Source organism: Flavobacterium sp. DG1-102-2 (assembly GCF_033042555.1).
In the GTDB taxonomy this organism is placed as follows: domain Bacteria; phylum Bacteroidota; class Bacteroidia; order Flavobacteriales; family Flavobacteriaceae; genus Flavobacterium.
In genome coordinates, this window is sequence record NZ_JAWLIK010000009.1 from 39,382 (window position 1) to 61,206 (window position 21,825).

The following is a 21,825-nucleotide window of genomic DNA, read 5'->3' on the forward strand; positions in this document are numbered from 1 at the left end:
TTATATTAAGCTGTTTTCGCGAAAACGATTTAGTTTTAAAAAATACAACATTTTTTTGCGGTTTTGTTAGAATACTTAGTTACTTTTGCCCTGTTTAAAATTATAGCAAATGAAACCGGATCTATTTCAGGCCCCTGATTATTACTTATTAGACGAACTATTGTCTGACGAACACAAAATGGTACGCGACGCTGCCCGCGAATGGGTTAAGCGCGAAGTTTCTCCTATTATAGAAGACTATGCCCAAAAAGCCCAGTTTCCTGAACAGATCATTAAAGGTCTGGCAGACATAGGCGCTTTTGGCCCTTATATCCCCGAAGAATATGGCGGCGCAGGCCTTGACCAGATTTCGTACGGACTTATCATGCAGGAAATAGAGCGCGGCGACAGCGGTGTTCGTTCTACTGCATCAGTACAATCATCTCTTGTTATGTATCCTATATGGAAGTATGGTAACGAAGAGCAGAGAATAAAATACCTTCCTAAATTAGCTTCAGGCGAATTTATGGGATGTTTTGGCCTTACAGAGCCTGATTTTGGCTCTAACCCAAGCGGTATGATCACCAACTTTAAAGATATGGGTGACCATTATCTTTTAAACGGTGCTAAGATGTGGATTTCTAATGCACCATTTGCAGATATCGCTGTAGTTTGGGCAAAAGACGAAAAAGTCCGTATACACGGGCTTATTGTTGAGCGTGGCATGGAAGGCTTTACAACTCCTGAAACGCACAACAAATGGTCGCTTAGGGCTTCGGCTACCGGCGAGCTTATTTTTGATAATGTAAAAGTTCCCAAAGAAAACCTGCTGCCTAACAAATCAGGCCTTGGTGCGCCGCTTGGCTGTCTTGATTCGGCACGTTACGGTATTGCATGGGGCGCTATAGGGGCAGCAATGGACTGCTATGATACGGCACTTCGTTATGCACAGGAGCGTATACAGTTTGACAAGCCAATTGCAGCAACACAGCTTCAGCAAAAGAAACTTGCCGAGATGATTACTGAGATCACAAAAGCGCAGCTGCTTACATGGAGGCTTGGCGTTCTTAGAAACGAAGGCAAAGCAACATCGGCACAAATTTCTATGGCAAAGCGTAACAATGTGGACATGGCTATAAACATAGCACGCGAGGCACGCCAGATATTAGGCGGTATGGGTATTACAGGCGAATACTCTATAATGCGCCACATGATGAACTTAGAAAGTGTTATCACTTACGAAGGTACTCACGATATACACCTGCTTATTACAGGTATGGACATTACAGGCCACGCTGCATTTAAATAAGAAACAGCAACTTACTCAAATTATATTCACGAAGCGCGGCAGGTATTTGCCGCGCTTTTGTTTTAAAGTTATTAACTGAAAACCTTTGCGGCGCATAAAACGTATATGGTTATAAGAGCTGCGTTCAATATTTATTTGAATTTTGCGTTTACAAAATAAAAGGCACTAATAAAAAGGCACTATTTTTGTATCGAGAATATCAATATAAAAAGCTAAGTATAATGCCGCAGCTTTTTTAATTTTGAAAAAATTACCGCTATGAACACCGCTACTATCAACAGTAGTATTCGCCCCCAAAAGGAACTACTGCTACAACACTCACTATATGGAAAAGTAAAATCCGTAGAAGATTTAAGACATTTTCTTGAAGGGCACGTATATGCCGTTTGGGATTTCATGTCGCTGCTTAAAGCGTTACAGTCAAAGCTAACCTGTACGTCTACCCCATGGCTGCCTGTAGGCAACCCGGAGATTCGTTATCTTATAAATGAGATTGTACTTGCCGAAGAAACAGATATTAACAATGAAGGCAAAAGGCAAAGCCATTATGAAATGTATGTAGATGCCATGAAGGCCTGCGGCGCAGATGTTACGGCCATACAAGCATTTCTTGAAGACGTAGAGTCTACCCAAAATATCTTTGTATCTATAAGGACAAGCAACCTGCATGAAGACATAAAAGCATTCATGGATTTTACATTCCAGGTAATTGAGCAGGGAAAACCGCACGAAATTGCGGCTGCCTTCACCTTTGGCCGTGAAGACCTTATACCTTCAATGTTTACAGAGATCCTGAGAAATTTTCAGGAGAATTTTCCTGAAACTGATCTTAGCAAGCTGATCTATTATTTTGAAAGGCACATAGAACTTGATGCAGATGAGCACGGGCCAATGGCCATGCAGATGATAGAAGAACTTTGCGGCCAAGATGCTCAAAAATGGAAAGAGGTAGAAGAAATATCTGTTCTTGCCCTTGAAAAAAGGATAGGCCTGTGGAATGCGATAGAAGAAAATATATTGCAGCCCGATATGGCATCAATATAATAGTTAACCGGCTTATGCCGGTTTTTTTAGTCATATAACCTACAAAAGGTACTTTATACCATTTGCCCTTTTTTATTTGGATTTTTTCAATTAGACTTGTAACAAAATCAATATCCGTAAGTCTAATCTTAACAATCAACATTAAAAGAGTACAAATGAAAAAATTTACCTTCAAGGTCTCATTCCTGCTTTTAACCGGAATGTTTGCCCTTACGGCAAATGCACAGCAGCCTGCTGGCACAAAAAAATTTGGAAAACCATTTATTACAGCTTCTAAAAACTGTGGAACGACAGAGTATGAAAAGCACTTAGAAGAAAACAACCCTAAAAGAGCATCTAAAGAGCAGTTTGAGCAATGGCTTGCGCCTAAAGTGGCTAAAGCAAAAGCAAACAGGATCAAAAAAGATGGCAATGGGACTAACGAGATAGTAACCATCCCGGTAGTATTCCACATCATTCATAATGGCGATGCAGTAGGAGAAAACGAAAACCTGTCTGAAGCTCGCATACTTTCTCAAATCCAGGTATTAAATGAAGACTACAGGAAAGCTGCAAATACTCCGGGTTTTAACGAAAATCCTGTGGGCGCAGACATGGAAATTGAGTTTGCACTTGCACAGCGCACTCCTAACGGGCTGCCAAGCAACGGTATTGTGCGTTACAACATAGGCGACGATAACGGATGGCTTATGGAAGAGGTTGAGCTCTTAAAACCGCAAACACAATGGGATCCTGAGAAATACCTTAACGTTTGGGTAGTAGACGAAATTGTTGTTAGCGGCGGATGGCTTTCGGGGTATGCACAGTTCCCTGTAGGTTCGCAGCTTGATGGCCTTGATGGCCAAACATCTACAGCCAATACAGATGGTATTGCTTTAGGATCAAGATTTGTAGGCTCTGAAAATTATGCCCCGGACGGGCCTTTCGAAGAAACAAGGAACATGGGAAGAGTTGCCAGCCACGAGATAGGCCACTTTTTTGGCTTAAGGCATATATGGGGTGATACTGTAGGCTGTACAGGAACAGACTACTGTGACGATACACCTCTTGCATTTATGGCAAATTATGGCTGTATGACCGGGCTTGACTCATGCCCTGAAAGTGACGGTGCAGACATGATAGAAAACTACATGGATTATACTGAAGATGCCTGCCTTAACACATTTACTGCAGATCAAAAAGACAGGATGCAGGCTGTATTGGCAAATTCGCCACGAAGAAAAACATTACCTACCGCAGACAGCCTTATACCGGGTACTGCGTCGCTTGATAATGACGGAGCTGTTTACCTGTTACCATTTAACACTAATTGCAGCAATGCATTTTCTCCGGTAATCGCTTTTGCTAACAGAGGTACAAACGATATTACTTCTGCCGTGATAAACTACAGCATTGACGGCGGACAAGCCGTAACATACAACTGGAGCGGAACACTTACACCGGGTACAGATGAAAGGATAATTCTTCCCCAGCTATCTGTTGCAGAAGGCGATCATTCATTTAGTGTAACCATAGCTGCTGTAAACGGTGGTGCAGATGCATTGGCATCTAACAACAGCAGGGCTAACGATTTTACATTTGACACTATTCCTGCGGAATCTATTTACAATACAGATACGGTTAAAATTACCATCCAGACAGACGAGAAAGCATCTGATATAACGTGGATTTTAATGGATTCTGACCAAAACACAGTAGGGTTTGGAACCCTTTATGAGGATACGCCGGGCGGAGTGCTTATCGAAGAGGAAATTGCAGTAAACAGCAATTCATGCTACCTTTTTGCCATTATTGACAACGGGCAGGACGGAATGCCGGGCGGTTATTATACATTGGAAACGACCGACAATACACTTATCAAGCAGCTTGACGGCGAAGACATCGACGTTATAGATGTTGTTCCGTTTGGGGTAAATGTACTTCTTGGGAACAAAGATGTACAAAGAGGTCTTAACGCAACTGTTTTATATCCTAACCCTGCAAATAACATTCTTAACATTGCCACTACCGATGCCGCAAATACACCTGAAGGCTATACCATTTATAATAGCCTTGGCCAGGTAATAGACAGCGGAAAAATTAATACTGCACTTCAGTCGCTGGACATTGCAGGTTATACTGACGGTGTATACTTTGTAAAGCTCGCTAAAGGCAGCGCTTCTCAAACACTTCAGTTTATTAAATACTAAGGTATATAAGCGTACTTTTTAAAGCCCATGCGGATGCATGGGCTTTTTGTTGCTTTATATCTAACTCCTAAAGGTTTTAACAGCTACAACTTTTTACTTTGGCTTTTTTTATATTGTTTTGTAACAATATTAGTCAGTAATAGTCTAATAAAAAGATCAATGAACCATTTTAAAAAACATTCATGAAGAAATTTACCTTTAAGGCTTCCCTGTTTGTTTTTGCAGGTATGCTTTCCCTTGCGGCAAGTGCACAGCAAAAACCAACAGCAGCTAAAAAATTTGGTAAGGCAATAGAGACTGTTCCTTGTGCTACGGTACAGTACGAAACCTTATTAAAGAAAAAAAATCCGGCAAGAAACAGCACAGAAAAATTTGAACAGTGGATTGCCCCTAAGGTCGCCGCTGCAAAAAAAGCCAGGATACAAAAAAACAGCAATGCAATTGTAACTATTCCTGTTGTATTCCATATTATTCATAACGGAAGCCCAATAGGCGTTGCAGAGAATATCGCCGATGGGCAGATAATCTCTCAGATTGACGTGCTAAATGAAGATTACAGAAGGCTTGAAGGATCTAACGGTCATAACGAAAGCGCTGTAGGCGGTGACATGGAAATTAATTTTTGCCTTGCCCAGCAGGATCCGGACGGAGTTCTCTCTACAGGTATAGTACGTTACCAGCTTGGAAACGGCGACGGATGGAGCATGGAACAGGCAGAAGTTATAAAGACGCAAACGCAATGGGATCCTGAAAAATACCTGAACATTTGGGTATTTGACGAACTTATCGGGCTTGCAGGATATGCACAGTTCCCTACAGATTCCGGACTTGACGGTCTTGAAGAAGATGGATTGCCGTCAGAAGCAAATACAGACGGTGTGGCACTTGGCCACCGTTATGTAGGGTCTGAAGAAAAATATCCTCAGGGGGAATATGACGAAGCAAGAAATCTGGGAAGGTCTGCATCTCACGAAGTGGGGCACTTTTTTGGCTTAAGGCATATTTGGGGAGATGGCGAAGATTGTTCTGCTACAGACTACTGTGCAGATACGCCGCCAATGCTTGGGCCAAATTATGGCTGCCAGACTGGGCTTGACACATGTACCGATGACGATCTTTTAGACATGATCGAGAATTACATGGCTTATACAGATGATGCCTGCGTAAATATCTTTACACTTAATCAAAAAGACAGGATGCAGGCGGTTCTTGAGAATTCGCCAAGAAGACATTCGCTTATAACTTCTGTAGGATGTACGCCGGGCATCGTTCTTGAAAATGACGGATCGCTGCAAATAAACCCGGTTGACCTTGAGTGTGGTGAAACAGCTGTTGAGCCGGAATTAGTGCTTACTAACTCAGGAAGCAGTGTGTTAACTTCTGCCTCTATATCTTACCAGCTGGATAGCCAGCCTGCAGTAACATACAACTGGACAGGGTCACTCGCTGCGGGCGCATCTGCTACTATAGAACTTCCTGCGATGACATTAACCGCAGGACAGCACATACTTAGTGCAAATATTGTTACTGTAAATGGCACCGCAGACGTTGCACCAAACAACAGCTCTAAATCGCTTTCAATAGATGTTTCAGGTTTATTTACTACAAGCAGCCTTAAGGTATCGATCCAGACAGATGACAACGGAGACCAAACATTATGGTTTATTGCAAGAGAAGGCGATGAGGACAACATCATTGCAGGTAATATAAACATTGACAATATTGGCCAGAGCGAATTTTACGGTGATAACGAACTTCATGTTACAGATGTTCCTGTATCTGTAGACGACTGCTATGCATTCTTTATAATTGACTTTGGAGCAGATGGAATGTGCTGTAATTCCGGAAATGGCTACTACAAGATAGAGACTAACGAGGGCGTAGTGATCACCGAAGGTGGTAACTTCACTCAAACCGATCAGAAAATGTTTGCTATTGATGCTGTTCTTAGCAATCATGAGGTAGTTAAGGCACACACTATTACCTTATACCCTAACCCTGCAAACAACATTCTTAACATAAGTGCAGATGCTGCAAACATGCCTGAGAGCTATACCGTATACAACAGTTTAGGTCAGGTTATTGACAGCGGAAAAGTTACTGCGGAAACACAATCTGTAGATGTAGCGAAATATGCAAACGGTGTCTACTTTGTTAAGCTTGCTAAAGGAGGTTCAACAACAACGCTGCAGTTTATTAAACAATAACTGTATGTGTATTTAAACATAAAGGCCTCCATAACGGAGGCTTTTTTTTTGTTCCCTTAAAAGTTTACCGCAACAAATTGCCCGTTTACCTCATAAGTTAAAGCAATTTCTTATTTATAGATAACTTTGATGGTATTATGCAGTTACCAAATAAAAAAACACCTGTTTACATACTATACATATTAGGAAGCCTTCTCTTTATAAGCATCCCTGTGTTTTCATCGCCTGATTTTAATACTGCACGGCATTTATTTGATGTTGCGCCTTTTAAAAGGATATTTTTGAGCTACATATTGCTGCTGCTTTTCTTTTACGCCAATTACCTGTTCCTGCTGCCCAAATTGTATTTTTCAAAAAAACAGTTTCTTTATTTTTGCTGTATAATTACTGCCTATTTTGTTGTGGCGACAGTACCTGCTATATTGATACACTCGCAAACAGGGCAAATGCCATTGCCTCCTGGTGATGCAGGCGCCGTTATGTTTATGCCTACGGGCGGAGGCCCCATTGCCAATATACCTCCAATGGGCCAAAACAGTTCGTTATTTACTTTTTTATTAGTACTGGTTCTTGGTTATCTTTTAAAGATAAACCAGCGGTTAGTACACATACAGAACGAAAAACTAAAGGCAGAAGTAGCATACTTAAAGGCACAGATAAATCCGCACTTTTTGTTTAACACGTTAAACAGTGTTTACGCACTTACACTTGAAAAATCTGATGCAGCGCCACAGGCCGTCCTGAAGCTTTCGTCGATGATGCGGTATGTAGTTACAGAGAGCAGCCGCGATCAGGTATCTCTTGAGAAAGAGATCGAGTATGTGAAAAACTTTATAAGCTTACAACAGCTTCGTATGGATTCAGCTACTGCATTTTCGTTCGTTATAACCGGCAATCCCCTTGGCAAAAGCATCTCTCCGCTTACCCTTATCCCCTTCATAGAAAATGCATTTAAATACGGTATCAACCCCGAAGAAAAATCAGACATTGAGATAAAGATAGATATCACTGCCCATGACATTGCCCTTAATGTAAAAAACAGTAAAGTTTCGGTGCAGGTGCCGTCTGACGAGAAAACCGAGCAGGGTATCGAAAATACCCGTCAGCGATTAGCCTACCTCTACCCAAACAAGCATAATTTGATTATCTTTGAAGATGAAAACACATTTACTGTTAATCTTTTAATCACTCTGGAATGATAAAGGCCATAGCTATAGACGACGAACCCCTTGCATTAAAAATCATTGAGCATTTTTGCAGGCAGGCAGACTTTATTCAACTGGAAAAAACTTTCACTAAGACAGATGAGGCATTGCGCCATATAAAAAAATATCCCGTAGACCTTCTTTTTCTTGATATCCAGATGCCCGGTAAAAATGGCATCGATTTTTACAAGCAGCTTGATTCTGACGTGATGGTAATTTTCACGACTGCGTATAGCGAATATGCTGTAGAAGGATTCAATATAAAAGCACTGGATTATCTGCTTAAGCCTTTTTCTCAGGAGCGCTTTTTAGAAGCTGCCGAAAGGGCAAAAAAAGAAATGCAGAGCCGTAACCACATACTTAGCCATAATCATCTGGTAATAAGGGCTGATTATAAGCTTCACCGCATAGACTTTGACGATATTATGCTTATTGAGGGCCTTGATGATTATATTAAGATCCACTTGAAAAATAAATCATCAATTACCGCACGCCTTTCTATGAAAGCTACGTTAGAAAAATTACCCGAAGCGTTATTCATAAGGGTACACAGATCGTACATAATACCCATAAAGAAGGTTAAGACACTATACAACAAGACAATACAAATCGAAGAATTTGTTATCCCTATCGGTGATACCTACAAAGATGAAATAAGCAAACACTTTTAGTGTTAACAGTTAATTTTATCAAAAATATCATTGCTAAAAACAACAACTCCGACAAATTTTTAAAAATCCATCAATTTATTGCCTGTAATTAACAGATTTTAAATATATTGCACGCAATAAATGCTACGAAAAAAATGAAAAGAAAAATTACTTTTAATGGTATAGCTACAACTATACTCTTAACGGCTGCATTGGCGTCAAACGCCCAGGAAAAACCAAAGAGTTTTGGTAAATATCCTTTAACTCCTAATGAAAACGGAGTTGTAAATTGTGCCTCAAGAGAATATGAATTTATTCGCAGAGACAACAACCCTAAACTTCCTACCGAAGCCCAGTTTGAAGAATGGATGGCTAAAAAACTGGAAGAAAGAAAAGGAAGGCCTTCTACCCAAAAATCAGGAAATGAGATAATGATCATTCCTGTTGTAGTTCACGTAATACATGGCAGCTCTGAGATTGAAGGTTTCGGACGAAATCTGTCTGTGGCACAAATCCAGTCTCAAATTGACGTATTGAATGAGGATTACAGAAAAATGGAAGGCACAAACGGCAATGACCCAAATTTAGAAGACGGGGTTGATACAGAAATCCAATTCTGCCTTGCAAAAATAGATCCGGAAGGTAATATAACAAACGGGATAGACAGACAACCATCAAACGTTGCTGCATACACAAGCCAGGATGATATAGATTTACTAAAATCGGCTACAATATGGGATCCTGAAAAATACCTTAATATATGGACTGTAGCTATGAGCGGATCAATCAGCAACCTTCTTGGTTACGCACAATTCCCGGATTATAACATCCCGGGATTACAACAGGGCGGGATGAGTACAGACGCAGCGACCGATGGTGTTGTAATTAATTACAGAAACTTTGGTAGTGCGCAAAAGGTAAGCGGCCTTAACGGAAATGCTCCTTATAACCTGGGAAGAACAACTACCCACGAAATAGGACATTTTCTTGGATTGAGACATATATGGGGAGACCAGACAAACTGCCAGGGTACTGACTATTGTAATGACACACCCGTTCAAATTAATCAAACGACAGGATGCCCGGGCGAAGGTACTGACACTTGCCCGCAAGCAGGATTTGACCTTTACCAGGATTATATGGATTACTCTAACGACGGCTGTATGAGCGTATTTACAGCAAATCAAAGAGACAGGATGCACGTTATCCTTGCAAATGCCCCTAGAAGAGCTTCATTACTTACCTCTGGCGTATGCGGAATACTTTCTACTCCTGATCGTGAATTACTGCTAGGCACAAGAGTTTATCCTAACCCAACGCAAAATGTGCTGAACATTACTGTAGAAAATGGAGAGCTGCCTGATACTTACACTATCTACAACAGCATAGGACAACTTATAGCAAACACCAAAGTTACTTCAGATGCTAATCTGACAGTTGATACATCTTCTTACAGCAACGGTATCTATTTCATCAAAATAGATAAAGGTGCAGAAACAAAAACAATCAAGTTCATCAAGAACTAATTTGATATAAAACCACAAAAAAGGCGTCCTGAAATTCAGGACGCCTTTTTTGATTTATCTAATCTGTATTCTTACTCCGGCGCTAATTCCAGCTCAAGCCCTTCCAGTTCAGGAAGTATTACGATCTGGCAGCCCAGCCTGCTGTTAGGCTTTACATTAAAAGCTTCACTAAGCATAGCGTCTTCATCCGGACCCATTTCGGGCAGTTCAACATCGTTAAGCACATAGCACTGGCACGATGCACACATAGCCATACCGCCGCATACGCCTATTGTACCTTCTGGAGCAAGCTCATAAGCCCTGCAAAGTTCCATGATATTCATAGACATATCTGTAGGTGCCTGTACTTCGTGGGTTACACCTTCGCGATCGGTTATCTTTATTGTAATATCCATTCTTTAGCTAATAGTTTACCATAGTCAGTTTACAGTCTCGTGACTTTATGACTTTTAAAAACTAATCTATTGATTTAACGACTTGTTTTTCGGCTTCTTTACGTGTGCCGTCAAATCCATCTACACCACTTACAGTTGTGTATTTAAGTACGTATTTTTTACCCGGATTCAGTTTATTGAAAACACTCTGGCACATTAATGTGGCTTCGTGGAAACCGCAAAGGATAAGCTTTAATTTACCGGGATAAATATTGATATCACCAATTGCATAAATACCTTCAATATTTGTCTGGTAATCCAGTGCGTTATTTACTTTAATAGCATTCTTTTCTATTTCAAGCCCCCAGTTAGCAATGGCGCCAAGTTTTGGTGTAAGCCCAAACAACGGAATAAAATAATCAGTTTCAATGCGCTGGTGCGCGCCGTCAATTTCTACGTCAAGAGCTTCCACCTTCTCCGCACCTACAATTCCTGTTACTTCCGCAGGTGTTACAAGATGTATCTTACCTGCTTTTTTAAGTTCCTGTACTTTTTCTACAGAGTCTAACGCTCCCCTAAACTCATTCCTTCTGTGAATAAGGGTAACGTGAGAAGCAACATCGGCAAGGAAAACACTCCAGTCAAGTGCTGAGTCTCCTCCACCTGCAATAACAATACGCTTATCGCGGAAAAGCTCAGGGTCTTTAACGAAATATTCTACCCCTTTATCTTCATAGAATTCAATATCTTCAATAAGGGGCTTGCGCGGTTCAAAGCTGCCAAGGCCTCCCGCTATGGCAATAGCTTTGGCATGGTGCTCTGTACCTTTATTTGTGGTAACTATAAACGTGCCGTCTTCCAGCTTTTGAATGGTTTCTGCTTTTTCGTTAAGCGTAAAACCCGGCTCAAACTGCTTTATCTGTTCCATTAGATTATCTACCAGGTCGCCGGCAAGTACCGACGGATATCCCGGGATATCAAAAATGGGCTTTTTAGGATAAAGTTCAGACAGCTGCCCCCCCGGTTGCGGAAGCGCGTCTATAATATGGCATTTTAATTTTAGCAGTCCTGCTTCAAAAACGGCAAAAAGGCCTGTAGGGCCTGCGCCTATAATAAGTATATCGGTTGTGATCATTGTTTATATAGGATAACAGTTTTAAAGGCTCAAAGGTCTTTAAAACTGTTCTTTATATTTATGATAATTATCAGCTTCTATACAAAGCCGTATGACATGAAGCTATTTAGGCAACATTTACCACAGTTTCTATCTGTGGCACATATTTTTTAATGGTGGTCTCTACACCGGCTTTAAGCGTCATCTGGTTTACGCTGCAGCCCACACAAGCACCTTCAAGACGCACTTTTACATGCTTATCATCTTCTATACCGATAAGCGTAATATTGCCTCCATCTGATTCCAGGAACGGACGAATCTCATCCAGTGCCTTCTCCACATTAAGTGTAATTTCTTCTGTAGTCATTATTTAATTCTTTTTAACAGCCGAACATCCGGCCATTGTAGTTATTTTAATTGCCTCTGTAGCCGGAAGGTTCTCATTTCTGTTTACTGTTTCCTGCACTACGTTACGGGCAAGCTCCTCAAAGGCAGCTTCAAGCGGCGTACCTGTCTGCAATGCAGCAGGGCGGCCATAATCTCCGGCTTCGCGTATGCTCTGTACCAACGGAATTTCTCCGAGGAATGGCACATCAAGATCTTCGGCCAGGTTACGCGCACCTTCTTTACCAAAGATGTAATATTTATTATCAGGAAGTTCTTCAGGCGTAAAGTAAGCCATGTTCTCAATGATTCCTAACACAGGAACATTAATTGTCTCCTGCTGGAACATCGCCACACCCTTCTTAGCATCGGCAAGTGCCACAGCCTGTGGTGTACTTACCACAACCGCACCGGTAATAGGCAGCGACTGCATGATAGAAAGGTGGATATCTCCTGTTCCCGGCGGAAGGTCAAGCAGCATAAAGTCTAGCTCGCCCCAGTCGGCATCAAAAATCATCTGGTTAAGCGCTTTAGACGCCATAGGCCCTCTCCATATTACGGCCTGCTCCGGGCTTGTAAAGAAACCTATAGAAAGTATCTCTACACCGTAGCTGGTAATAGGCTTCATCTTAGACTTGCCATCTATCTGTACCGATATAGGGCGCTCGCGCTCTACATCAAACATTATAGGCATAGATGGCCCGTAGATATCGGCATCAAGCACGCCTACTTTAAAGCCCATTTTTGCAAGGGTAACAGCAAGGTTTGCCGTAACGGTAGATTTACCTACACCACCCTTACCCGATGATACTGCAATAACATTGCTTATACCTGGTATGGCTTTTCCTTTGATCTCTGCTTTCTCCGGTGTTTCAACTTTTACGTTTACTTTAACCTTGGCATCAGCATATACTTTTTCGTGTATCGTTTTTACAATATCGGCTTCTGCCCTTTTGCGTATGTGCATAGCAGGTGTACTCATTACAAGTTCTACAACTACTTCATCGCCAAAGGTAAGCACATTCTTAACAGCACCGCTTTCTACCATATTTTGCCCTTCTCCGGCAAGTGTTATAGTTTCAAGGGCGCTTAGTATCTCTTTTCTATCTAACTTCATGATTTATATTAGTCTAACAGCCTCTTATTAAGACTGATTTCAAATTGCAAAGATAGTATGAAAAGTTTATATGGTAAAGCTTTAATGCTGTTTTGTCTTGAAACAAAAGAGCCAAAAATTCAAGGCTCCAACTTCTTAGGCTGCAAATCATCTCAATCGGCTAAAGTATTTGAACCTTTCTATCGCCGCGCGGGCACCGCTGCGCTCAGACAGGGATTTTTTTTAATACCTCCTTCAATAATTTGCTTAACATCAAAGTTTAAGGCCTTGGCTTCACTTTTAGAAAATGCTGAAACAATTAGCCTATCCAAGTCTGCTTATTTATTCAAATCACTTAAGTATTATCTTTTTATACAGATAATTGTAATTGTTTTTAGAGATGGTATCAGACTGCATTTTATCATAGTCATCCCCCTCAAGTGCTTTTATCAAAATCGTATTATTTCCTTTCCACCTTATCTCGCAGGGTATATAGTCATACGTGTCACTATGCAGTCGTACAGTTCCATTTTTTGCGAGATCAAAAACTGTAACCTCGGCACTTAAAAGATATTTGCGCTCATTGTAGGGACTTATGTAATAGCTGATCATTTTACCAGCATCAGGAGAAAAATTAGGCATACCGTTAATAGTGTCTGTTTTAGCGGTAGCGTGGTCTATCAAAAAATAACTGTCCCCCTCGTAATATTCTACAAACAACAAATGCTTGTCTATCTTTTTACTGTAGCCAAGATTTGTATAAAACATCTCATCTTCGTCATGATATCCTTTTTGGGCATACGGATTGATGTTTTTAAAAACAAGCTTTTGCTTCTGGGTATTAATTACCGCGGGCGGTTTTAGCAATGTGTCGGGCTTATGTGTGCTTTTTTTAAATCCGTCTAATAATGCAGTAACAGTACCACCTGCAAATTCTGCGGCATTACTGTCTTCAACTTTCAGATCAGGTTCAGCTTCTGCATCCGTACCTGCAATACTATCAGTAACTATAGAATCCTGTTCTGCGGGAACATCTTTTTTACAGCCAGTAAGGAACAAACCGAATAAAAGAGAAGCGAGTATATTTTTCATAAACTTTTAATTTATAATTAAATAGGTTTTATAACCAAGACAGCCTCAAACTACAATTGAATAATCCAACAACCTAAACCTACTCCAGTTCCTTTGCAGGATCCCAGAAGTATTTCTCAAATTTCACGATCTTGTTTTCTTTTACTTTTACACCTTCGCTTTCCAGCAATTGCTGCATGAGGTTAGTGCCTTCAAAATGATGCTTGCCAGATAAGAGCCCTGCACGGTTTACCACCCGGTGTGCAGGAACATCGTCACGGCCTCCACAGGCATTCATTGCCCACCCCACCATTCTTGCCGAACGCGCAGCACCCAAAAATTTGGCAATAGCGCCGTAGCTGGTTACCCTGCCTTCAGGTATCAGCCTTACTACATCATATACCCTTTCAAAAAAATTGTCTTTGTCAGGCATGGTGCTATATTAATGGTTGCGGAATATCTTGATAAGTGTGATGATAGAGATAAGCCCTGTTACAGAACCTAAAAGGTAGTTGATGTTCTGCATAAAGAAATCGGTTTTATTCTCAATCTTTTTAAAGAAGACAATGTACAGGTAGAACACCGAAAATGATCCTATTACTACTCCCATTACAAAAAAGAATACAAATAGCGGCGTAAAATGAAAGTAGCCGTTAGACGACAACGAAACACTTACAAATACATAATAGGGAATGGGAAAAAAGTTAAGCGCCGAAAGCAGCGCTCCTAAAAAATAATTACCCGTAAAGCTCTTTTGCTTTATAAGTTCTTTTTCGGCTTTTGGCTTTTTCTTTTTGGCTATAAAAAGAAAAAAGATGGTTAGTGCCGAAAAAATTACAAGCCCGGTTTCTTCAAGTATGCTGATGATATCAGGCCTGCTGTTGATGAATTTTGCAAACGACACCGCAACATAGGTCTGAAAAAACACTATTGTTGTAGCGCCTAAGGCAAAAACAATTGCCCTTCTCCTGCCCTCTTTTATAGCAATTTTTGCTGCGGTCATATTTATAAGCCCCGGCAGCATAATGCCGGCAGCCGAAATAACAATACCTAAAAGCAGGGGAAGGACGATATCCATATATTATTTTATTTTAAACCTTATGTAGGTAATAGCCTTATTTTGTTCAAGGTATTGCTGCTCATAAAACGTCTGAATAGCCGTAACAACCTCAGGAGCACCCTCGTTATGGTACACATTATGGTTAGCATAAACTACCTCGTGCCCTTCGCCATGCAGAAGGCCTAATGTGTAGCCATGCATAAATTCGCTATCGGTCTTAAGGTTCATAAAACCTTCTGCCTTAAGTATCTTCTTATAACGCTGAAGGAATTCAGAATTGGTAAGCCTGTGCTTTGTACGTTTGTATTTTATCTGCGGATCAGGAAAGGTTATCCATATTTCAGACACTTCGCCTTCGGCAAAAAAATGCTCTATAAGCTCAATCTGCGTACGTATAAAGGCAACATTGTTAAGACCGCCTTCTACAGCTGTTTTGGCACCACGCCAAAAACGCGCCCCTTTAATATCTATACCAATAAAATTAGAATCGGGATAGCGCTCTGCGAGCCCCACCGAATACTCTCCCTTACCACAGCCAAGCTCCAGCACTATTGGGTTATCATTCTTAAAAAATTCATTCCATTTGCCTTTTAGCGCAAAATTGCCCGACACAGCCTCTTCTCTGGTTGGCTGCATTACGTTGTCAAATGTTTCGTTTTCCCTAAACCTCTTCAGTTTGTTCTTGCTTCCCACGTCTTAATTTAAATTTTTGGTAAAATTAGGGAAATATACGACAATGGAAATAATTTTAGATTGCACTTATTAAATAGTTATTAAAAACCAACCACTTTGTCGCACCCTAAAAGAATACTTGTTGCCCCGCTCAACTGGGGGCTTGGCCACGCCACCCGATGCATCCCTGTTATTGACGCTCTTGAAAACCACGGATACGAACCCATTATCGCATCAGACGGCAGCGCCCTGGCATTCCTTAAAAAAGAGTTTCCGCACCTTACTGCACTTGAGCTTCCGGCCTATCATATAGAATACACCAAAAAAGGAATGTTCTTTAAACTGAAAATATTCAGGCTGCTGCCGCGAATGCTTAAAGCCGTGCGCGAAGAAAAAAGAGCCGTACGCCAAATTATAAAAGACCATAACATTGCAGGCATAATATCTGACAACAGGCTTGGCGCGAGGTCTAAGTCTATACCCTGCGCTTTTATCACGCACCAGCTTAATGTGCTTACAGGCACAACTACTTTTATAACTACCCCGCTGCACCAGCGTTTTATAAAAAAGTACAATGAGTGCTGGGTTCCGGATATCGAGCATGCCCCTAACCTATCGGGCAAGCTGGGCCATGCCTATGAGAGTTTTCTTCCGCTTAAATATATAGGGCCATTGAGCCGCCTGTACAAAAAGCCGGTAGAAAAGAAATATGACCTTATGGTTATACTTTCGGGCACCGAACCGCAGCGAACAGAGCTGGAAGAAAAACTAAAACCCGAATTGCTTAAGTTTAAAGGAAAGATATTGTTTGTAAGAGGTATAATTGAACAGGAAGAGCACATTACCCACGATGGTAACATTACCTATTATAACTTTATGAACAGCGCTGCACTGGAACAGGCCTTTAATGAAAGCGAAATGGTACTGTGCCGATCAGGCTACAGTACCATTATGGATTTAGCCCAAATGGGCAAAAAAGCTTTTTTTATACCTACTCCCGGCCGTTATGAGCAGGAATACCTGGCTAAGAAACTAAAAAAATCAGGATTGGTGCCTTATGCAACACAAAATGATTTTAAGATAAGCGACCTTAAAAAAGTAAACCAGTATAAAGGCCTCAAAAACATTGCAGGAGATATGAAATGGAAAGACCTATTTTGTCTTTTCGAGCGTAAATGAAAACTCTGAACCTACGCCGAATTTACTTTCCACATACATTTTTTCGTCGTGCGCCTCAATAATGTGTTTTACGATAGCAAGCCCAAGGCCTGAACCACCCTCGGTTCGGGCACCACTTTTATCAACACGGAAGAACCGCTCAAACAAACGCGGGATATTCTTTTTCTCTATACCCTCGCCATTGTCTTTTACACGAACAATGATCTTATTGTTTACAAGGTCTTCAATGCCCACTTCGGTAGTTCCGTTCTCTTTACCGTATTTAATAGAGTTCACAACAAGATTAGTAACCACCTGCTGTACTTTTTCCTGATCGCCATACACCATAACGGGCCTTATGTACTTCATGTCAAACATAAGCATGATGCCTTTTTTATCGGCTTTCATCTCAAGCAGGTCAAATACATTTTGCACTACATCAATGATATTGAATTTGGTAAAATTAAGATTCAGGTCACCTACTTCCATCTTAGTGATCATGTCAAGATCCTGCACGATATAAATAAGCCTTTCCACACCTTTTTCAGCACGCTGAAGGTACTTCTTGCGGAGTTCCTTATCGTTCATGGCGCCATCAAGAAGTGTAAGTATGTATCCCTGAACGGTAAACAAAGGCGTTTTAAGTTCATGCGATACATTACCTAAAAACTCCCGGCGGTACTCTTCGCGAATCTTAAGGGTTTCGATCTCAATCTTTTTATCGCGGGCAAATTTTTCTACCTCGCGGGTAAGGGTGGCCATATCTGTAGTGATGGCTTTGTTCCTGAAGCTGCTGGATTCCAGCAGCGAAACGTCGTCGTATATTTTTTTTACCCTGCGGTAAATAAAACGCTCTACCCTGTACTGAAGTACAAAGAACGAAAATATGAATAATGCTATAGAGAACATTATTACAAAATTCCAGTTGAGTGTAAGGAAATAATACAACATAACCGCCATGAAGGCGGTTGAGAATAATGAGATATAGAGTGCCGATTTTACGGCAAACCTGTATGTTTTTCTAAAGTTTACTGCCACTAAATTTCAAGCTTATAGCCTACTCCTTTTATAGTTTTAAACAATTCATCGCCTATTTTTTCGCGAAGCTTTCTTATGTGCACGTCTATAGTCCTGCCGCCCACAACTACTTCGTTACCCCAAACCTTGTCAAGAATTTCTTCTCTCTTGAATACTTTACCCGGTTTAGACGCTAAAAGATAGAACAGTTCAAATTCTTTTCTTGGAAGAACGATCTCTTTGTCTTCCATAACGATCTTGTACTCTTCACGGTTAATCTCGATAGTACCTACACGAAGTACATCTTCTTTAGCCTCATCATCCTTAAGCCTTCTAAGCAGTGCTTTTACTTTGCTTACAAGCAATTTCGGCTTGATAGGTTTTGCAATATAATCATCGGCACCGGCATCAAAGCCTGCAACCTGAGAATAATCTTCGCTGCGTGCTGTAAGGAAAGTAATGATAACGTTGCTAAGCTCAGGTATTTTCCTGATGTTCTCTACCGCTTCCATACCGTCCATTTCAGGCATCATTACATCTATTATTATAAGATGCGGAAGCTCTTTTTTAGCCTTGGCCACTGCCTCCCTGCCGTTTACAGCCGTTACGACCTGATACCCTTCCTGAGTTAGGTTATACCCCACAATTTCCAGGATATCCTGCTCATCGTCAACCAATAAGATCTTGATCTCTTTTTTTTTCATAATGGCAATTCATGTATGTTTTTCGGGGTCAAAGGTAAAGATAATACAAAACGAACAAACGTGTTAACAATTATTTAATGCCTTAACAATTTAATAATAAATACTAAATCCAGACATAACTATTATGTAACATTGGATTGAGATACCGGAAGTTACTTTGCACCAAAATTATAACACACGAAATGAAACTCAAATTATCATTAATTGCACTGTTTATCTTCGCATTAGGCTTTAGCCAAAACAAAGGTACAATCTCTGGTACAATTACCGACAAAGACATGAATAATGAAACGCTGCCTTTTGCAAGCATTGCGGTAAAAGGAACAGCCACCGGCACAACTGCCGACGAGAACGGGAAATACTCCCTTGACGTGAACCCGGGAAGCTTTACACTTGTAATAGGCTTCTTAGGATATGAAAGCAAAGAGATACCGGTAAGTATCGCTGCAGGTGAAAAGAAAACAATTAACCAGGCACTTGCATCTACGAGCGTACAGCTTCAGGATGTAGTGATAGAGAAAACGGTAAGCCGCGAGAAAGAGACTGCTCTTTTAATGGAACAAAAAAATGCTACCGTTATAAAACAGAACATCGGTGCGCAGGAGCTTACCCGTAAAGGTGTAAGCGATGCAGCAGCAGCGGTAACTAAAGTAACAGGTATTTCTAAAACCGAAGGCAATAGTGGAATTTTTGTACGCGGCCTTGGTGATCGTTACAACAGCACTATGCTTAACGGCATGCCGTTACCAAGTAACGAGCCGGAAAATAAAAACATCGCGCTTGACCTTTTCTCTACAGACATCATACAATCCGTAGGCATCAGTAAAACATACGACGTATCATTATACGGAGATATGGGTGGTGCTAACGTAGATATCTTATCTAAAGAACATACAGGAGACGGAAAACTTCAGGTTGAAGTAGGAAGCGGGCTTAATAACAAAGCATTTGGTTCTACCTTCAGAATGGCAGACGGCGCTAACAAGTCTGGTTTTTACAAAGTAAACGCTCCAACATCTATTAGAGAGTACCAGTTTGGTACAAAGTGGAGCCCGGTAACTGAGTCTAACCCGGTAAACGGAAGCGTTGGGATTACAGGCGGAAAAAACTTTGATATAGGAGAGGAAGGACGCTTAAGCGTTTTTGGAACCGCTAACTATGGCAATGGGTACACTTACAAAACAGGTTCTCAAAGAAACATAGCGTCTAACGACGAAGTAGTGACAGACTACTACAACGTAAACAAATATGAGTTTTCTACAAAAACTACATTAATGGCAAATGTTGCTTATAAGATAAACAACAGGAATACCATTAAAGCAAACAGCGTTTTTGTAAATGCATCTAAAAGCTCGGTTAACGAATATGATACTTTTATAGGTCAGGGAGATAACCGTTACGAATTCAACAGGCAGACGCTTACTGAACAGAACAAACTTTTTGTTAACCAGATATTAGGCAAGCACAACGCTAACGAAAGGCTTGACCTTGACTGGGGTTTAACCTACAGTACTGTAAATGCAGACCTTCCGGACAGGATTACTAACAACCTTGTACGCAGAGAAGATGGCCTTTATACTTTTAATACTGCTGCGCCTACTACAAACAACCGTTACTTTCAGTACATAGACGAGACAGAATATGCTGCTAAAGCAGTGGCTACGCTAAAAATACTTAAAGGTGAAGATGATCTTTACAAAGGTAAATTAAGCTTTGGCTATAACGGAAGAATCAAATCAAGAGATTTTGAAGCTACACAGTTTAACTTCAGGGTAGCCCAGGCAGAGAACATACCTGTAAACAGATATGACCTTGATACTTTCCTTAATGCAGACAACCAGTCGCTGACTCAAAATGTACCGGGTACTTTTTACATCAACACATCAAGACTACAAAGCCTTAAACCATTTACATACAATGGTGACCTAAGCATACACTCAGGTTTAGTAAACTTTGAACATTCAACATCAGACAAGTTCACGTATACATTAGGCCTTAGGGCAGAAAAAGTATTACAGGAACTGGAATGGGATACAAACATTCAGCTTCCTAACGTAAATTTTGAAAATGCAAAAATTGACAAGACGTATATCTTACCTGCTGCCACATTAAAATACAGCGTTAGCGAAAAATCTAACCTTCGTGCAGCTGCAAGTAAAACATACACACTGCCGCAGTTTAAAGAAAAAGCACCATTCCGTTACGAAGGTGTAGGAGAAAACTCTGTAGGTAACGCGTTCCTTAAACCGTCTGACAACTATAACCTTGATATTAAATGGGAAGTATTCCCTAAAGGAGACGAAGTAATATCGGTAGGTGTTTTTGGTAAATACATCAACAACCCAATAAGCCAGGTATTGCTAAACTCTGTACTTAACGACAATACATTTGTAAATGCAGGTAAATATGCATACGTTGCAGGTTTTGAGTTTGAGATCAAGAAAAACATCTGGCAGATAGACGATGTAACAAAACAAACACTTAGTGCAGGCCTTAATGGTACAGTTATGTACTCTAAACAGGAACTTGACACAGATAAAGTAGCCAGAGAAAGCAACAACACGTTAAGTGTTAATTTTAACGACAAAAGCGATGCGCTTCAGGGAGCATCTCCACTACTTCTTAATGCCGACCTTACGTACCGCATAGAAACAGGAACTGTAAAACCAACAGTATCTGTTGTAGGTAACTACTTCCACGACAGGATCTATTCTCTTGGTTCTTTTGGAAGAGGAAACATTGTAGAAAAAGGTATCGTTATGCTAAACTTTGTATCTAACACTACGATAAACGACAAATGGAGCATAGGCTTTACTGTTGAGAACATTCTTAACAGCAGGATAAGAAGGGTACAGGAAAACCAAAGCGGCGACCTTACTTCTTACGACTACAAAGCAGGATCTGATTTTAGCCTTGGCATAAAATACAACATCTTCTAGTCATAGACACAGCAATATACCGAAAGGGCAGCTATACAGCTGCCCTTTCTTTTTATGCGGTATTGAGTTAACATTCATAACATTAAATTAACCGAAAGTATATGTTACAGTAAAGATTATATAACAT

19 protein-coding genes are annotated in these 21,825 nt (G+C 40.7%); 9 read left to right on the plus strand and 10 right to left on the minus strand.

The window, feature by feature from the left end:
• Positions 1–109: 109 nt before the first annotated feature.
• The 7 genes from R1T16_RS13205 to R1T16_RS13235 all read left to right on the plus strand — a co-directional run bounded on the left by R1T16_RS13205 (position 110) and on the right by R1T16_RS13235 (position 10,109).
• Complete coding sequence (locus R1T16_RS13205) at positions 110–1,288, plus strand: acyl-CoA dehydrogenase family protein (RefSeq protein ID WP_317501585.1); 1,179 nt, start codon at positions 110–112, stop codon at positions 1,286–1,288.
• Between the two features lie 258 nt (positions 1,289–1,546).
• Positions 1,547–2,332: a DUF3050 domain-containing protein gene (locus tag R1T16_RS13210; RefSeq protein ID WP_317501586.1), complete on the plus strand. Its 786-nt coding sequence runs from the start codon at positions 1,547–1,549 to the stop codon at positions 2,330–2,332.
• A 155-nt stretch (positions 2,333–2,487) separates the two neighbouring features.
• Positions 2,488–4,521 carry a M43 family zinc metalloprotease gene (locus R1T16_RS13215; RefSeq protein ID WP_317501587.1) on the plus strand — a complete coding sequence of 678 codons (2,034 nt, stop codon included), beginning with the start codon at positions 2,488–2,490 and terminating at the stop codon, positions 4,519–4,521.
• Positions 4,522–4,703: 182 nt separating this feature from the next.
• Positions 4,704–6,728: a M43 family zinc metalloprotease gene (locus R1T16_RS13220; RefSeq protein ID WP_317501588.1), complete on the plus strand. Its 2,025-nt coding sequence runs from the start codon at positions 4,704–4,706 to the stop codon at positions 6,726–6,728.
• A 137-nt stretch (positions 6,729–6,865) separates the two neighbouring features.
• Complete coding sequence (locus R1T16_RS13225) at positions 6,866–7,927, plus strand: sensor histidine kinase (RefSeq protein ID WP_317501589.1); 1,062 nt, start codon at positions 6,866–6,868, stop codon at positions 7,925–7,927.
• Complete coding sequence (locus R1T16_RS13230; protein WP_317501590.1) at positions 7,924–8,604, plus strand: LytTR family DNA-binding domain-containing protein; 681 nt, start codon at positions 7,924–7,926, stop codon at positions 8,602–8,604. The genes R1T16_RS13225 and R1T16_RS13230 overlap by 4 nt, the downstream gene beginning before the upstream one ends.
• Positions 8,605–8,738: 134 nt before the next feature.
• Positions 8,739–10,109 (plus strand): M43 family zinc metalloprotease, encoded by a 1,371-nt coding sequence (locus R1T16_RS13235; protein WP_317501591.1) that lies wholly within the window; start codon positions 8,739–8,741, stop codon positions 10,107–10,109.
• A 71-nt stretch (positions 10,110–10,180) separates the two neighbouring features.
• Here R1T16_RS13235 and R1T16_RS13240 read toward each other — a convergent pair whose 3' ends face one another.
• The 8 genes from R1T16_RS13240 to trmB all read right to left on the minus strand — a co-directional run bounded on the left by R1T16_RS13240 (position 10,181) and on the right by trmB (position 15,901).
• A complete protein-coding gene (locus R1T16_RS13240) occupies positions 10,181–10,504 on the minus strand; it encodes a ferredoxin (RefSeq protein ID WP_317501592.1) in 324 nt (107 codons plus the stop codon).
• A gap of 61 nt (positions 10,505–10,565) precedes the next feature.
• Positions 10,566–11,618 carry an NAD(P)/FAD-dependent oxidoreductase gene (locus R1T16_RS13245; RefSeq protein ID WP_317501593.1) on the minus strand — a complete coding sequence of 351 codons (1,053 nt, stop codon included), beginning with the start codon at positions 11,616–11,618 and terminating at the stop codon, positions 10,566–10,568.
• 106 nt (positions 11,619–11,724) lie between these two features.
• A complete protein-coding gene (locus R1T16_RS13250; RefSeq protein WP_114756262.1) occupies positions 11,725–11,964 on the minus strand; it encodes a NifU family protein in 240 nt (79 codons plus the stop codon).
• 3 nt (positions 11,965–11,967) lie between these two features.
• A complete protein-coding gene (locus R1T16_RS13255; protein WP_317501594.1) occupies positions 11,968–13,098 on the minus strand; it encodes an Mrp/NBP35 family ATP-binding protein in 1,131 nt (376 codons plus the stop codon).
• Between the two features lie 330 nt (positions 13,099–13,428).
• Positions 13,429–14,169 (minus strand): hypothetical protein, encoded by a 741-nt coding sequence (locus tag R1T16_RS13260; RefSeq protein ID WP_317501595.1) that lies wholly within the window; start codon positions 14,167–14,169, stop codon positions 13,429–13,431.
• A 79-nt stretch (positions 14,170–14,248) separates the two neighbouring features.
• Positions 14,249–14,581 carry an MGMT family protein gene (locus R1T16_RS13265; RefSeq protein WP_317501596.1) on the minus strand — a complete coding sequence of 111 codons (333 nt, stop codon included), beginning with the start codon at positions 14,579–14,581 and terminating at the stop codon, positions 14,249–14,251.
• Positions 14,582–14,590: 9 nt separating this feature from the next.
• Entirely contained in the window at positions 14,591–15,226 is a 636-nt protein-coding gene (locus tag R1T16_RS13270) for a LysE family transporter (protein ID WP_317501597.1), read from the minus strand.
• Between the two features lie 3 nt (positions 15,227–15,229).
• Positions 15,230–15,901, minus strand: coding sequence for a tRNA (guanosine(46)-N7)-methyltransferase TrmB (trmB, locus tag R1T16_RS13275; RefSeq protein ID WP_317501598.1), 672 nt, complete (start codon positions 15,899–15,901; stop codon positions 15,230–15,232).
• 96 nt (positions 15,902–15,997) lie between these two features.
• On the opposite strand from trmB, the gene R1T16_RS13280 reads away from it, so the two are divergent.
• Complete coding sequence (locus R1T16_RS13280) at positions 15,998–17,059, plus strand: glycosyltransferase (protein ID WP_317501599.1); 1,062 nt, start codon at positions 15,998–16,000, stop codon at positions 17,057–17,059.
• Here R1T16_RS13280 and R1T16_RS13285 read toward each other — a convergent pair.
• Both R1T16_RS13285 and R1T16_RS13290 read right to left on the minus strand, forming a co-directional pair.
• Complete coding sequence (locus R1T16_RS13285; protein WP_317501600.1) at positions 17,033–18,076, minus strand: sensor histidine kinase; 1,044 nt, start codon at positions 18,074–18,076, stop codon at positions 17,033–17,035. The genes R1T16_RS13280 and R1T16_RS13285 overlap by 27 nt on opposite strands.
• Positions 18,076–18,759, minus strand: coding sequence for a response regulator transcription factor (locus R1T16_RS13290; RefSeq protein ID WP_317501601.1), 684 nt, complete (start codon positions 18,757–18,759; stop codon positions 18,076–18,078). The genes R1T16_RS13285 and R1T16_RS13290 overlap by 1 nt, the downstream gene beginning before the upstream one ends.
• A 182-nt stretch (positions 18,760–18,941) precedes the next feature.
• On the opposite strand from R1T16_RS13290, the gene R1T16_RS13295 reads away from it, so the two are divergent.
• Positions 18,942–21,698 carry a TonB-dependent receptor gene (locus R1T16_RS13295; RefSeq protein WP_317501602.1) on the plus strand — a complete coding sequence of 919 codons (2,757 nt, stop codon included), beginning with the start codon at positions 18,942–18,944 and terminating at the stop codon, positions 21,696–21,698.
• Positions 21,699–21,825: the final 127 nt, after the last annotated feature.

Coding starts and splice junctions, on each gene's coding strand:
- R1T16_RS13205 (WP_317501585.1), top strand. CDS start 110: ATGAAACCGGATCTATTTCAGGCCCCTGATTATTACTTATTAGACGAA.
- R1T16_RS13210 (WP_317501586.1), top strand. CDS start 1,547: ATGAACACCGCTACTATCAACAGTAGTATTCGCCCCCAAAAGGAACTA.
- R1T16_RS13215 (WP_317501587.1), top strand. CDS start 2,488: ATGAAAAAATTTACCTTCAAGGTCTCATTCCTGCTTTTAACCGGAATG.
- R1T16_RS13220 (WP_317501588.1), top strand. CDS start 4,704: ATGAAGAAATTTACCTTTAAGGCTTCCCTGTTTGTTTTTGCAGGTATG.
- R1T16_RS13225 (WP_317501589.1), top strand. CDS start 6,866: ATGCAGTTACCAAATAAAAAAACACCTGTTTACATACTATACATATTA.
- R1T16_RS13230 (WP_317501590.1), top strand. CDS start 7,924: ATGATAAAGGCCATAGCTATAGACGACGAACCCCTTGCATTAAAAATC.
- R1T16_RS13235 (WP_317501591.1), top strand. CDS start 8,739: ATGAAAAGAAAAATTACTTTTAATGGTATAGCTACAACTATACTCTTA.
- R1T16_RS13240 (WP_317501592.1), bottom strand. CDS start 10,504: ATGGATATTACAATAAAGATAACCGATCGCGAAGGTGTAACCCACGAA.
- R1T16_RS13245 (WP_317501593.1), bottom strand. CDS start 11,618: ATGATCACAACCGATATACTTATTATAGGCGCAGGCCCTACAGGCCTT.
- R1T16_RS13250 (WP_114756262.1), bottom strand. CDS start 11,964: ATGACTACAGAAGAAATTACACTTAATGTGGAGAAGGCACTGGATGAG.
- R1T16_RS13255 (WP_317501594.1), bottom strand. CDS start 13,098: ATGAAGTTAGATAGAAAAGAGATACTAAGCGCCCTTGAAACTATAACA.
- R1T16_RS13260 (WP_317501595.1), bottom strand. CDS start 14,169: ATGAAAAATATACTCGCTTCTCTTTTATTCGGTTTGTTCCTTACTGGC.
- R1T16_RS13265 (WP_317501596.1), bottom strand. CDS start 14,581: ATGCCTGACAAAGACAATTTTTTTGAAAGGGTATATGATGTAGTAAGG.
- R1T16_RS13270 (WP_317501597.1), bottom strand. CDS start 15,226: ATGGATATCGTCCTTCCCCTGCTTTTAGGTATTGTTATTTCGGCTGCC.
- R1T16_RS13290 (WP_317501601.1), bottom strand. CDS start 18,759: ATGAAAAAAAAAGAGATCAAGATCTTATTGGTTGACGATGAGCAGGAT.
- R1T16_RS13295 (WP_317501602.1), top strand. CDS start 18,942: ATGAAACTCAAATTATCATTAATTGCACTGTTTATCTTCGCATTAGGC.